The sequence below is a fragment of the Solibacillus sp. FSL W7-1472 genome, assembly GCF_037969775.1.
Classification (GTDB): domain Bacteria; phylum Bacillota; class Bacilli; order Bacillales_A; family Planococcaceae; genus Solibacillus; species Solibacillus silvestris.
This window is the reverse complement of record NZ_CP150208.1, coordinates 3,533,840-3,547,684: the sequence shown is the minus strand read 5'-3', so window position 1 is coordinate 3,547,684 and position 13,845 is coordinate 3,533,840. Positions and strand designations below refer to the sequence as shown.

12 protein-coding genes are annotated in these 13,845 nt (G+C 38.8%); 10 read left to right on the top strand and 2 right to left on the bottom strand.

The annotated features are described in order from the left end of the window. The first annotated feature begins 6 nt into the window (after nucleotides 1–6). From ligA to MKY07_RS17705, 7 genes are all read left to right on the top strand, one after another. Nucleotides 7–2,004: an NAD-dependent DNA ligase LigA gene (gene ligA / locus MKY07_RS17735; RefSeq protein WP_339263287.1), complete on the top strand. Its 1,998-nt coding sequence runs from the start codon at nucleotides 7–9 to the stop codon at nucleotides 2,002–2,004. An 18-nt stretch (nucleotides 2,005–2,022) separates the two neighbouring features. Beyond that, a complete protein-coding gene (locus MKY07_RS17730; protein WP_008408707.1) occupies nucleotides 2,023–3,198 on the top strand; it encodes a CamS family sex pheromone protein in 1,176 nt (391 codons plus the stop codon). Between the two features lie 293 nt (nucleotides 3,199–3,491). Continuing rightward, nucleotides 3,492–3,782, top strand: a complete 291-nt coding sequence (gatC, locus tag MKY07_RS17725; RefSeq protein ID WP_008408705.1) for an Asp-tRNA(Asn)/Glu-tRNA(Gln) amidotransferase subunit GatC — start codon at nucleotides 3,492–3,494, stop codon at nucleotides 3,780–3,782. A 17-nt stretch (nucleotides 3,783–3,799) separates the two neighbouring features. Then, the gene (gene gatA, locus MKY07_RS17720) at nucleotides 3,800–5,263 is read left to right on the top strand and encodes an Asp-tRNA(Asn)/Glu-tRNA(Gln) amidotransferase subunit GatA (RefSeq protein ID WP_339263286.1); all 1,464 of its coding nucleotides are present in this window, start codon (nucleotides 3,800–3,802) and stop codon (nucleotides 5,261–5,263) included. A 1-nt stretch (nucleotide 5,264) separates the two neighbouring features. Further along, entirely contained in the window at nucleotides 5,265–6,710 is a 1,446-nt protein-coding gene (gene gatB / locus MKY07_RS17715) for an Asp-tRNA(Asn)/Glu-tRNA(Gln) amidotransferase subunit GatB (RefSeq protein WP_008409014.1), read from the top strand. Between the two features lie 230 nt (nucleotides 6,711–6,940). Continuing rightward, the gene (nagA, locus tag MKY07_RS17710) at nucleotides 6,941–8,125 is read left to right on the top strand and encodes an N-acetylglucosamine-6-phosphate deacetylase (RefSeq protein WP_339263285.1); all 1,185 of its coding nucleotides are present in this window, start codon (nucleotides 6,941–6,943) and stop codon (nucleotides 8,123–8,125) included. A gap of 1 nt (nucleotide 8,126) precedes the next feature. Further along, the gene (locus MKY07_RS17705) at nucleotides 8,127–8,999 is read left to right on the top strand and encodes a GNAT family N-acetyltransferase (RefSeq protein ID WP_339263284.1); all 873 of its coding nucleotides are present in this window, start codon (nucleotides 8,127–8,129) and stop codon (nucleotides 8,997–8,999) included. Nucleotides 9,000–9,043: 44 nt separating this feature from the next. Here MKY07_RS17705 and MKY07_RS17700 read toward each other — a convergent pair whose 3' ends face one another. After that, nucleotides 9,044–9,940: an alpha/beta hydrolase gene (locus tag MKY07_RS17700; protein WP_339263283.1), complete on the bottom strand. Its 897-nt coding sequence runs from the start codon at nucleotides 9,938–9,940 to the stop codon at nucleotides 9,044–9,046. Beyond that, the gene (locus MKY07_RS17695; RefSeq protein ID WP_339263282.1) at nucleotides 9,937–10,554 is read right to left on the bottom strand and encodes a DUF624 domain-containing protein; all 618 of its coding nucleotides are present in this window, start codon (nucleotides 10,552–10,554) and stop codon (nucleotides 9,937–9,939) included. Before MKY07_RS17695 ends, MKY07_RS17700 begins: the two co-directional genes overlap by 4 nt. Before the next feature lie 168 nt (nucleotides 10,555–10,722). Here MKY07_RS17695 and MKY07_RS17690 point away from each other — a divergent pair, with 168 nt between their 5' ends. The 3 genes from MKY07_RS17690 to MKY07_RS17680 all read left to right on the top strand — a co-directional run bounded on the left by MKY07_RS17690 (nucleotide 10,723) and on the right by MKY07_RS17680 (nucleotide 13,845). Next, entirely contained in the window at nucleotides 10,723–12,030 is a 1,308-nt protein-coding gene (locus tag MKY07_RS17690) for a sugar ABC transporter substrate-binding protein (protein ID WP_008409008.1), read from the top strand. Nucleotides 12,031–12,099: 69 nt separating this feature from the next. Then, the gene (locus MKY07_RS17685) at nucleotides 12,100–13,017 is read left to right on the top strand and encodes a sugar ABC transporter permease (RefSeq protein ID WP_008409006.1); all 918 of its coding nucleotides are present in this window, start codon (nucleotides 12,100–12,102) and stop codon (nucleotides 13,015–13,017) included. 24 nt (nucleotides 13,018–13,041) lie between these two features. Beyond that, on the top strand, nucleotides 13,042–13,845 hold the full coding sequence (locus tag MKY07_RS17680) for a carbohydrate ABC transporter permease (RefSeq protein WP_014822600.1): 804 nt from the start codon (nucleotides 13,042–13,044) through the stop codon (nucleotides 13,843–13,845).

Genomic DNA, 13,845 nt, shown 5'->3' with positions numbered 1-13,845 from the left:
CATTTGATGAATGAAATAGAACAAAGAATTGCGGAATTAAACAAGCTTCTTCATGAGTATGGCTATGCGTATTATGTACTGGATAAACCGGTAGTAGAAGATAGTGTATATGATCAGCTTTTACATGAACTTATCGCATTAGAAGAAGCAAATCCGGAATTTATTTATCCTGATTCTCCTACTCAGCGTGTCGGTGGCATGGTATTGGAAGGCTTTAAAAAGGTAACGCATGAAACAGCAATGCTTAGTTTATCGAATGCCTTCAATGAAGAAGATTTGCGTGATTTTGACCGGAAAATCGAGCAGGCAATCGGTAAAAATTACTCCTATGTATGTGAACTGAAAATTGATGGTTTGGCCATATCTTTACGCTATGAAAACGGGGTTTTTGTACAAGGCGCTACGCGTGGTGACGGAACGGTTGGTGAAGATATTACAGCCAATCTGAAGACAATCCGTGCCATTCCTTTACGTTTAAATGAACCAGTAACATTAGAAGTGCGCGGCGAAGCCTATATGCCGAAAAAATCTTTCGAGAAACTGAACGAACGTCGAGCTGAAAATGGCGAAGAGCTATTTGCAAACCCTCGAAATGCGGCAGCAGGATCGTTGCGTCAATTAGACCCAAAAATTGCGGCAAGCCGAAATTTATCGACTTTTATATATGCAGTTGGCGGGGATGGAGAAAGCTATGGAATCGACGGTCATTGGGAAATGCTCAAGTATTTGGAGGAGCTAGGTTTTCCATCAAATAAAGAGCGTGAGTATTGCGAAACTATTGAGGACGTTTTGGCGTTTATAGAAAAGTGGACAGAAGCGCGCCCAAATTTATCGTATGAAATTGATGGTATCGTCATTAAAGTGAATCGCTATGCCCACCAAGATGAGCTTGGCTTTACGGCAAAATCGCCGCGTTGGGCAATTGCCTACAAATTCCCGGCTGAAGAAGTGATAACAAAATTACTGGATATCGAACTGACGGTAGGTCGTACGGGCGTTATTACTCCGACAGCGATTTTAACACCGGTACTTGTAGCGGGAACTACTGTGAGCCGTGCATCATTGCACAATGAAGACCTGATTCGTGAAAAGGACATTCGAATCGATGATACGGTCATTGTGCGGAAAGCGGGGGATATTATTCCGCAAATTGTGGGGGTTGTTCTGGAACAGCGCCCGGATGACGCAGTACCATATAAAATGCCGACACATTGTCCCGCATGTGATGAAGAAGTTGTACGCATTGATACTGATGTAGCATTGCGCTGCGTGAATCCACAATGTCCTGCACAAATTGCGGAAGGTGTGAAGCATTTCGTTTCCCGCAATGCGATGAATATCGACGGTCTTGGCGAGAAGGTAGTAGAACAGCTGCTGAGAGAAGGCTATATTCAAGATGTAGCAGGACTATATGAACTGACAGTAGAACAACTGATCAACCTGGAGCGAATGGGGCAAAAATCGGCGACAAATTTAGTTGAAGCACTTATTCAGTCAAAGGGCAATTCGCTGGAACGACTATTATTCGGTCTTGGCATTCGCCATGTTGGTGAAAAAGCAGCTAAGATTTTGGCAGCACATTTTGAAACAATCGATGCATTAATGGTTGCCACTGAAGAAGATTTGAAAGATATTCATGAAATTGGCGATAAAATGGCCGAATCGATTGTCGCGTATTTTGCAAACGAGCAAGTACAACAATTAATCGAACGCCTAAAAGGATTTGGCTTAAATATGAGCTATAAAGGCAAGAAAATTGTCGTGGAAGCAGGGGCAAATCCTTTTGCTGGTAAAACAATTGTACTGACAGGCAAATTACAGCAATTGACACGTAACGAAGCAAAGGCGAAAATAGAACAGTTAGGTGGTACGGTTGCAGGGAGTGTCAGTAAAAAAACAGACCTTGTAATTGTCGGAGAAGATGCAGGCTCGAAGCTAGAAAAGGCACAAAGCTTAGGCATTGAAATTTGGGATGAAGTGCGCCTAATCGAACAATTAATATAGTAAAGGGGACTTGCTCTCATGAAACGTTATCGCTGGATACCTGCGATAATTGTAGCGGCGATGTTGTCAGCGTGTGCGCCAAACCTCACACCTGATACTGAACTGACGCAAGAATCAGATACAGAACAAGCTGTGGAAACAACAATTATCCCGAATATGCAAATAAACGATAAATTTTATCGTACATTGATTCCATATAAGGAAAGTGCAAGCCGTGGTTTAGTTGTTTCCAATATTTATACGAAGTACGATATGAAGGAAGTCGAAACAGGCTTAATGCGTATTTCGCAAAATCATTTTGATACGGAAAACTATTACTTCCAGGAAGGTCAGTATTTAGATGAAGAAACATTGAAATACTGGCTGGCCCGTCCAAATCAAACTGAAGATAAAGGACCGGAGTACCAAGGTCTAAACCCATCAAGTGTGGATGAGGCGACAGGCAAGGAAATGGATCCGACTGTAAAAGCGACAGAAGCGCCAGTTTATTTGGCACATATTGTGGAACAAAATTATTTAACAAAAACCGATGAGAACAAAGTAAAGCTGGCTGGTGTTTCAATCGGTTTAGCATTAAATTCAGTTTACTATTATCAAAAAGAGCAGTATGGAGAATTTTTTGAAGAGAAAATTCCGGATGCAAAAATAGATGCAGAAGGTAAAAAAATAGCGCAGGAAGTGATCAATCGATTGCGTGCCCGTCCGGAACTGGCAGATGTTCCAATCGTCATTGCTCTATTTAAACAAGCTGAAAGAAATGCAATTGTGCCGGGAACGTATACGGATTATAATTTTGCGGATAAAGGAAAGACAGAATTGGGTGAATGGAAGGTAATCGATGAAAAATACGTTACTTTCCCGATGAGTTCACCGGATGATGTATATCGTGACCTGAATACGAATTTCCAAAACTTCAAACAAGATGTCGACAAGTATTTCTCAAACTTCACGAGCGTGTTTGCGACTGGCTTTTACCAGAACAAAAAGGTCCAGAAGCTTGATATCGAAATTCCGATCCAGTTTTACGGAACAGCTGAAATTACAGGATTTACCCAGTATTTGACCGGTTTAATGCTTAATCATTTACCACTTGACCTGTATATTTCGGTGAGCATTACCTCTGTTAACGGACCCGAAGTACTGATTATTAAAGAACCAAATGAAGATGAACCTTTTATTCATATTTATGAGTAAAATCTTTCGAAAAATACCATACTTTTACGAGTGTGGTATTTTCTTTTTGTAAAAGAAATCTACTTCATTACGTTAATGCGTTAATTTGGCGAAAAAACGTCATAAGTGGGGGATTGTTTGCTGGATTTTTTCCTAAAGCGGAGATTTTTACATGGAAAAATGTTATCATTATGGGCATGGTTTATGTAGAATCAGCGGGTATCCAAAACAATCACTGACTCCACATATAGACCCGGCGGATGATCCGGATTTTGCCGAGGTATATTTGATTCGATAACTTGGAGGTGTAACAAATGGCAAAAATTTCGAAAGAAGAAGTAAAACACGTAGCACACTTAGCTCGCCTTGCTATTACAGAAGAGGAAGCAGAGAAATTTGCTGAACAACTAGGGAAAATTACTGATTTCGCAGAGCAGTTAAATGAATTAGATACAACAAATGTAGAACCGACTTCACATGTTTTACCTTTAGTGAACGTACTTCGTGAGGACGTAGCAAAAGAAGGCTTACCTCTTGAAAAAGTAATGCTGAACGTAAAAGAACAAGAAGCAGGTCAAATTAAAGTACCATCAATTATGGAGTAATAGGAGGAACCACTCGCATGACAGTATTTGAGCGCACATCAGCACAATTGCAAGAGAGCTTAAAGTCGGGTGAACTAACAATTGCGGATTTAACAAACGAAGCGTTTGACCGCATTGAAAAGTTGGACGGCGATGTACAAGCTTTCTTAGCATTAAATAAAGAACAAGCAACTGCAAAAGCAGCTGAATTAGATCAAGTTCCTTTTGAGGAGCGCGGTCCATTATTCGGTATGCCGATTGGTGTAAAGGATAATATCGTAACAGAAGGATTGGAAACAACTTGTGCTTCTAAAATTCTGGAAGGTTTTATGCCAATTTACGATGCAACAATCGTAAAAAAATTACGTGATGCAGGCATGATCACAGTCGGTAAATTGAATATGGATGAATTCGCAATGGGTTCTTCAAATGAAAACTCGGCTTATAAAACAACTAAAAACCCATGGAACCTTTCGCATGTGCCAGGTGGTTCTTCAGGTGCATCTGCAGCTGCAGTTGCAGCGGGTGAAGTACCATTTTCACTAGGTTCTGATACGGGTGGATCAATCCGTCAACCAGCAGCCTACTGTGGTGTTGTAGGAATGAAACCTACATATGGTCGTGTATCACGTTTTGGTTTAGTTGCATTCGCATCTTCTTTAGACCAAATCGGACCAATTACACGCAATGTAAAAGACAATGCATTATTACTTGAAGCAATCTCAGGTGTAGACGAAATGGATTCTACTTCTGCGGATGTGCCTGTACCAAACTATGCAGCCGCTTTAGACGGTAATATTAAAGGCTTAAAAATTGCTGTACCAAAAGAATTCCTAGGTGAAGGCGTTGGCGAAGCAGCAAAACAGTCGGTTCTTGATGCATTGGAAGTATTAAAAGGGTTAGGTGCTACAGTAGAAGAGGTATCATTACCACACTCTAAATACGCGTTAGCAGCTTATTACATCCTTTCTTCATCAGAAGCATCTTCAAACCTTTCACGTTTCGATGGTATTCGTTACGGCTACCGTTCAGAAAACGCGAAAAACTTATTAGAGCTGTACAAACAATCTCGTGCTGAAGGTTTCGGCGATGAGGTAAAACGTCGTATTATGCTTGGAACATATTCATTATCAGCTGGTACGTATGATGCTTACTATAAAAAAGCACAACAAGCACGTACTTTAATCAAAGCTGATTATGACAAAGTGTTCGAAAACTATGATGTAATCATCGGGCCAACTGCACCAACACCAGCATTCGCTATTGGTGCAAACATTGACGACCCAATGACAATGTACGCAAACGATATTTTAACAATTCCAATCAACTTAGCAGGTGTACCGGCAATTTCAGTTCCATGCGGTTTTGAAAACGGATTACCATTAGGTTTACAAATTATCGGTAAGCATTTCGATGAAGAAACACTTTACCGTGTGGCATATGCTTATGAGCAACAAACAGATTTCGCTAAACAAACTCCAGCATTATGGGAGGTAAAATAAAATGAACTTTGAAACAGTCATTGGCTTAGAGATTCACGTTGAGTTAAAAACAAACTCAAAAATCTTCTCTAGCAGTCCAAACCACTTTGGTGCGGAACCAAACACAAATACAACAGTAATCGACCTTGGTTATCCAGGTGTTTTACCAGTATTAAATAAACAAGTAGTAGATTACGCTATGCGTGCTTCTTTAGCATTAAACATGGAAATCGAACAGGAAACTAAGTTCGACCGTAAAAACTACTTCTATCCGGACAATCCGAAAGCTTACCAAATTTCACAATTTGATAAGCCAATCGGTAAAAACGGTTGGGTAGAAATCGAAATTCCAGCTAAAGGTGATACTCCAGGCTACAAAAAGAAAATCGGTATTACACGTCTTCACATGGAAGAAGATGCAGGTAAATTAACGCATGCTGATGGCTATTCTTTAGTGGACTTAAACCGTCAAGGTACGCCATTAGTAGAAATCGTTTCTGAGCCGGATATCCGCACGCCAGACGAAGCGTATGCTTATCTTGAAAAAGTAAAATCAATCATCCAATATACAGGCGTTTCTGACGTACGTATGGAGGAAGGTTCTCTGCGTTGTGATGCGAACATTTCAATCCGTCCATACGGTCAAGAAGAGTTCGGTACGAAAACGGAGCTTAAAAACTTAAACTCATTCAACTTTGTACGTCGTGGTTTAGAGCACGAAGAAATCCGCCAAGCAGAAGTATTAATGGCTGGTGGCGTTATTGAGCAGGAAACACGCCGTTTTGATGAGAAAACAGGTAAAACAATTCTTATGCGTGTTAAAGAAGGCACAGATGATTACCGTTACTTCCCAGAGCCGGACTTAGTGCGTCTTTCAATTTCTGATGAATGGGTAGAGCGCGTACGTAACGAGATTCCAGAATTACCGGATGCTCGTAAAGCACGTTATGTTTCTGAATTAGGCTTAAATGATTATGATGCAAACGTACTTGTAGTAAACAAAGAGATTTCAGATTTCTTTGATGCAACTGTAAACGCAGGTGCTGATGCGAAATTATCAGCTAACTGGTTAATGGGTGATATTTCTGCATACTTAAATGCAGAACAAAAAGAGCTGAAAAATACAGCTCTAACACCGGAAAACTTGGCTGGTATGGTGAAATTAATTTCGGACGGTACAATTTCTTCTAAAATCGCGAAAAAAGTATTCACTGAGTTAGTAACGAATGGTGGAGACGCTGCGAAAATTGTGAAGGAAAAAGGCTTAGTTCAAATTTCTGATCCGGAAGTAATCCGTGGTTTCGTAACAACTGTTCTTGATAATGATGCAAAATCAGTAGAAGACTTCAAAGCTGGTAAAGACCGTGCGATTAAAGCACTTCTTGGCCAAATTATGAAAGCTTCTAAAGGTCAGGCAAACCCACAATTAACAAACCAAATCTTAATGGAAGAAATTAATAAACGTTAATTTTTTTCTAAGAAGAGGGTAGGACATAACCCAAAAATGCTATTTTTCTCTTAGAGAAAAATAGCATTTTATTATTGATCGTTAAAAAATTTCCGTTTCTCCTTAACCAATTATTATTCTACTTCTTTCCCAACCTCTTTATTTTGTTCTAAAAGGAATTTTCTTGAAAAATGATAAGGGTAGGCTAATAATGGGAAATGTATAAGATGCGGTAGAGGGGGGAAATGTTCATGGAAAAAACATGGTGTATTGGACCACTTCAAATTGTCCGGGAACAGCGGATAGAGGATGACTGTTACGCTGTAATTGAAGGTGGAAAAATAGTTCAGTTTTGCAAAAGTGGTGAATTACCTGAACAGGTCGAACTGGTAGAAACAAAGACAGCTTATAAAATGATGCCGGGGATGATTGATCAGCATATTCACGGAATATCCGGTGCTGATGTAATGGACGGAGAGGAAAGCAGTCTAAATACGATCAGTACGGCACTTGCAAAACACGGGGTGACAACCTTTTTAGCGACAACGATGACTGCGGAAGAAAATCAAATCAAGCGTGTTGTACAAGCGATTGCGAATATGAAAAACAATGTAAAAGGTGCAAAAATTGCTGGCATACATTTAGAAGGTCCTTTCATTAACCCGATTCAAAAAGGGGCACAGTCCGATCAGTTTATTATAAAACCTTCTGTAGACAAATTTGACCATCTAAACAGGTCTGCCCAATACGAAATTAAGCTTGTTACACTAGCGGCAGAGCAAGATAAAGGCCATAAGCTTGCAACGTACTTAAAACATAACGACATTGTAGTATCCATTGGTCACTCAGATGCGACCTATGCTGAGACAAAGGCATTATTGGGACAACAGCTTATTCAGAATGCCACTCATTTTTGTAATGGAATGAGGCCGATCCATCACCGGGAGCCCGGCTTGCAGGTTGCATTAATGCAAAGTGAGTGTATGCTGGAAATTATTGCTGACGGATTTCATATTCATCCGGACATGATTCGCTTTATTTACGACACGATTGGTGAAGACCGAATGATATTAATATCAGACAGTATGCGCGCAACCGGATTAACAGACGGTATTTATGATTTAGGTGGACAACAAGTCCGGGTAGAAGATGGCTTATGTAAATTAGTCGGGAGTGACGCGCTTGCTGGAAGTACGCTGAATTTAAACAAGGCCAGAAAAAATATGAAAGACTGGATCGGATTATCAGATGTGACACTAGCTAAGCTGACTGCAACTAACAGTGCAAAGCTGTTAGGGTTGTTTGAAAATAAAGGGTCAATTGAAATTGGTAAAGATGCTGACTTTTATATAGTTAACGAAAACGAAGAAGTTGTATTAACTGTTTCAGAAGGAAATATAATTTACGAAAATAGCAATTTTAAAAGGAGGGATTGAAGTGAATTTCCTAAAAGGGGACGCTGTGCGCCTTAATCCGCAGCTGAAAGGGAGTTTCTTTAAACTGGCAAATGATACTTTTGGTTTGGATTTTAGACAATGGGATGAGCTAGGGTATTGGAACGATTCATATTGTCCTTATGTATTGGAAGCAGAAGGTGAGATAGTAGCCAATGTTTCTACCAGTCATGGAACGATGATTTTGGATGGTAGGCAGTATAAAGCAGTTCAAATTGGAACTGTTATGACAAATCCAACATTCCAAGGAAAAGGATTATCGCGTCAGCTTATGGAAAAGGTTATGGAAGATCATGTGGATGCAAATATCATATACTTGTTTGCAAACAAAACAGTATTGGACTTTTATCCGAAGTTTGGTTTTGAAACTCGGACGCAATCTATATTTACTGTGGATAAAAAAGACATTGAACCGGTTTATACAGAAGTAAAGAAAGTTAACTTGGAAGATAAACCGACAAGAAACATATTTTATGAAACAACTGTGTTTAGAAAACCTGTTAGTCAGAAAATGAGTATGGTTCAAAATGAAAATATTGTGATGTTCCATGCATTGACCCAATACCAAGATTGTATTTACTATGTGCCAAACTTTCAGGCATTTGTCATTTTAAATGAAACAGCCCAACATGCGGAGTTAATTGATGTGATTTCTAAAGAGCCGGTTAATATACAGGGAATACTCGGTTGTTTACCAATTCAATCTGAACAGATCAGGCTGTGCTTTACCCCGGATGATATAAAGCTTCCTGTCGCGCAAGATGTGTTTATAGATGATGGGGCAATGTTTGTAAAAAATCAAAAAGAAATTGTGTATCCTAATAATTTGCTTTATCCATATAGTGGATTGGCATAAAAAATGGAGGTCCGTGATAAATACTACGGGCCTCCACATTGCGGTTACTTTAATAATTTCGAAATAATATTTAAAAGCCGATTTTTCGCTTCACGGGCAATAGGTATTTCTTCTAAATCAAATCCGTGTGTACACCCTTGATAAATATCAAATTGGACTTGTACACGGGCTTGCTGTAGCTTATCCACAAACTCACATACTTCCTCGTAAAATAAATCGTGAGTTCCGATAAATGTATAAACAGGCGGAAGTCCTTCAACATTCGCATAAAAAGGCGATGCGTATGGAGAAATATTGTCGGTACCCGGTAAATAAGCACGCCAACTTTTTTTGTTTTTTTCTGCATTCCATATAGCAGGTGAAGTAAACTTTTTATGAAATGGCCTTTCTTTTGCATCCAGCATCGGGTACAACGGTAAAACCGCTGCTATTTTTGGGCCTATTTCATCTCGTGATTTTAAAGCAATGGCCAATGCCAAATTTCCCCCGGCACTGCCACCACTTATAATTATTTTCATTGGATCTATATTCAGACTACTTGCATGTTCACTAATCCACTTTAACAGCTCATACCCGTCTTCTAAAGCAGCAGGATAAGGATTTTCCGGAGCGAGACGATATTGCGGGATGAACACTACCGCTTGGAAGTGTTGTACAAAATCTGTTACATAAGGTAAGCTGTCATCCGGACTGCCGAACACCATACCCCCGCCATGAAACCAAATAAAGCCTGGCATATTTTGTACTGCATTCTTCGGCTGTATACGGATGATTCGTATATTTCCTATCATCATTTCTTCGATTGAGCAATTTTCAAGTTGGTAATTTTGCTCTGAAAAATGGACAAATGATCTGTTCATGATCAGCTGCTCGAATGTACGAGAATTTTTTAATTTACGATTAATACTTTCAAATAGTTCAGGGTGCAGTCCGTTCATCATGTTACAGCCTCCGATACTTTCCCTTGTTCAATTTTCTTAAAGGAACGAAGCGAGAATTTCATCACGAACAAACTAACCACACTTCCGGCAAATAAAGGGATTGCACCTGGCATAATGTTGAAAATGCCATAGATCAATACGATACTTAACGCATTTAAAATGACTGTGAAAGGCGAAGTAATCGTAAATAAAAATGCTTGTTTTATCATTGGCAAAAATGCTAGATCAAAATGGACGTATACAGGAAAGAAGAAAAACAACGTACCAAAAATGATAAAGGCAATGATGAAAGTTGGAATAAGAAGAATCGATAAAGAGTCAAACATATAAATAGCATAAAAGTCGATTGCTAAAATGAGCACGATAATATAGCTAATCACCGCATACCCATTTCCTCTAACCCACTCATTTTTATACACTTCCCAAAATGTTCGAGTAATCGGCTTATCAATATCGAGCAGAAATTGTCTTGTAATCGTAAATAATGCAATCGTCGCTGGAAACAGACCGAAAGCGAAAAGTCCGATCGCAGAAAAAAACAGCCATAGAAAGTTCAAGTAAATTATTTTTAATAGCTTAACACCAAAACTGTAAAAGCCGTCCCAAAATGTCATAATGATCCCCCCCTTGCTATTATTATAAATTAAATAAGTCTGAAAAATTGTACAATTTAAATTAAGGACTTTTAATGGACTTGAGTTCCTCCTCGTTTTTTTGTAGTCTGGAAAAAATAGCTATTTTGCTATTTTTATACAGAGGGAAAATGAAAAGGGGGATGGGTTATGAGTAATACAATTTTTAAAAAGTTGGGACTGCTATTTTTAGTATTAGTGCTTTCTGTTGTTATGGCTGCATGTAGCGAAGATGAAACGACAACGACAGATGCGAATACCAATTCGGATAATGGAAGCGCTAACACAGATACAGAAGAGTCTTCAGGATTATCAGGTGAAATCACAGTTTGGGCACACCCTTATACAGACGGCTCAACAGGTGAAGGGGATATGTGGAAAACATTTGCATCGGACTTTGAAGCAGAAACAGGGGTTAAAGTAAACTTCGAACAAATTCCTTGGGCAAATCGTGACCAAAAAATCTTAACAGCTTTAGCGGCTGGTCAAGGTCCGGACGTATTCTATGTAATTCCCGACCAGATGCCACAATATGCAGAGCAACAATTAATTTTAGATATATCGCAATATGTTACAGATGAAGAGTTAAGCGGCTTCGTACCGACTGCCATCGAAGCAACAAGCTGGAAAGGCAAACAGTATGGGATGCCAATTTTACAAACGGCAGAGTCTTTAATTTATAACAAAAATATTTTGACGGAATTAGGCGTAGATGAAAACAGCCTTCCGACAACATGGGATGAATTTAAAGCTTTAGCTGAAAAGGCAAAAGCAGCAGGTTATTATGCTTTCTCATATGCAGGTGGAGGTTCTTTAAATAACACGCTTTATCCATTTTTATGGCAAGCTGGCGGTAACGTAATTGATGAAGATAATAACATCTTAATTAACAAGCCTGAAGCAGTTAAGTCATTTGAATTAATTAACGAAATGTATACAAAGGGATGGATTCCTCAAGATTCAATTACGGCGCTTGATCATGACTCACTATACTTCGGCGGAAAATTATTAGCTGTAAATGGTTCTGGGATTTCGGTAAACCGTTTATTAGCTGAGAAGCCATTTGACTTTGTTATTGCTCCTCCATTAAAAGATGCAGAGCAGTTAACTTACGGTACTGTTGGGATGTTTGTAGGTTCGGCGATTTCTAAAAATCCGGAAGCTGCGGCAGAGTTCATGAAGTATGTTACAAACACAGATAACCAACGTACATTCAATAATATTACACAATATATCCCGACACGTGATGAAGCGAAGGATATTTTCGATTCACAACAATACATGGCTCAGTTAGCGGAGTACACACAATATGCGAAGCCAGGTATTATTCATCCAGAAGGCCGTAATATTATGCCTTTAGTTCAAGCGGAAATTCAAGCAATGTTAGAAGGAAAACAATCTCCTCAGGAAGCTGCGGATAAATCGGCAGACGCAATTGATAAGTTAATTAACAAATAATTTAAAAGGAGAGTTTGGTCTAGAAGATCAAACTCTCTCATTACTTCAAGTACAGAAAGGGTGAGGCATGTGACCTCTACAACTTCTAAACAATCACTTAGTGCACGGATAAAAAGAGAGCTAAATAAAAATTTGTTAGTCTATGTCGTGCTCATTCCAGTAATTATTCATTTTATCATTTTTCAAGTATACCCATTTGTTTTAAGTTTTTATTTAACATTTCATGACTGGAAAATTATCGGGGACCCAGAGTTCGTTGGGTTAAAACATTGGAAAAGTCTACTTGATGATGAAATCGCTTGGAAAGCAATATGGAATACTGTTAAGTTTTCCATCTATTATATAGTTCCGACAATGGCACTTGGCCTAATTTTGGCAGTAATCATTAATTCAGGGGTTAAATTTTCAGGGTTTTTCAAAGGGTTGTTTTTCTTGCCTGTTGTTACATCATTCGTAATTATCGCAGGAATTTGGGGATGGCTGTTCCGTGGGACAGAAGATGGCTTTATCAACTATTTAATCGGTTTTGTCGGATTTAACCCGCAGCTGTTTTTATCTAGTTCATCACAGGCACTTCTAGTCTTGGCAGGATTAAGTATTTTTAAAGTAGCGGGTACAACAATGATTTACTATTATGCGGGTTTACAATCCATCGACCGTCAATTGTATGAAGCAGCACGTATCGATGGTGCTAGTCCATGGAAAATCTTCTGGAAAGTTACATTTCCGATGTTAAAGCCTATTCACTTTTACGTGGCGATTACAACAACGATTGGTTCATTCCAAATTTTCGACTCGGCGTTCTTGTTAACGAATGGGGGACCGAACTACTCAACAACAACAATCGTGTATTACTTGTACCATCAAGGATTTACAAGCTTGAATTTAAGCTATGCAGCAGTTTTATCATATGTGTTGTTCTTTATCATTCTAATTATCTCGTTAATACAACGTAAATATATTGGGAAAGATCCAAATTATTATTAAGCTGGTGCGGGAAGGAGCAGATAAATGAAAAAAGTAATCTCTTATACAGCATTAGCAATATTAGCGGTCATTTTTATAATGCCATTCATCATTATGGTGTTCGGGTCATTAAAAGAAGTGAAACAGGCACAGATTGATCCGCTGTTTTGGCTGCCGACCAATCCATCAATCCAAAACTATATAACAATTTTTACAAATGGGATTTTTATACGGTGGATTTGGAACTCTATCGTTATTACTGTCATTCCTGTTATTACACAAATGCTGTTTGCGGCACTACTCGGTTATATATTTGCGAAAAAGCAATTTTGGGGTAAAGAAGCAATTTTTTGGATTTTCATGGCAGTCATCATGATTCCACAACAGTTATTTATTATTCCCAAATATATTATGTTCGCCGATTTTGGATGGATTAATACATATTGGGCATTGATTGTACCGGAATTATGGGCAATTATGGGGGTATTTTTAGTACGACAATTTTTACAGGGGATACCGAAAGATTTGGAAGAGGCCGCTTATATTGACGGTGCAAATGACTGGCAAATCTTCTTCAAGATTATCTTGCCGCTGTCATTTCCGGTAATTGCGACAGTAGGAACTTTTGCTTTTATTTCAAATTGGAATGACTTATTCCAGCCATTAATTTATTTAACAAATGAAAAGATGTTCCCTGTTACAGTTGGTCTTGCCTCGATGCTTGGAAAAGAAGGGAACTTCGGTGTCGAAATGGCAGGAGCAACAATTTCATTTATACCGACATTTTTAATATTTATTTTCTTCCAACGTTATTTTACAGAAGGGATTACAATGTCAGGTATTAAATAG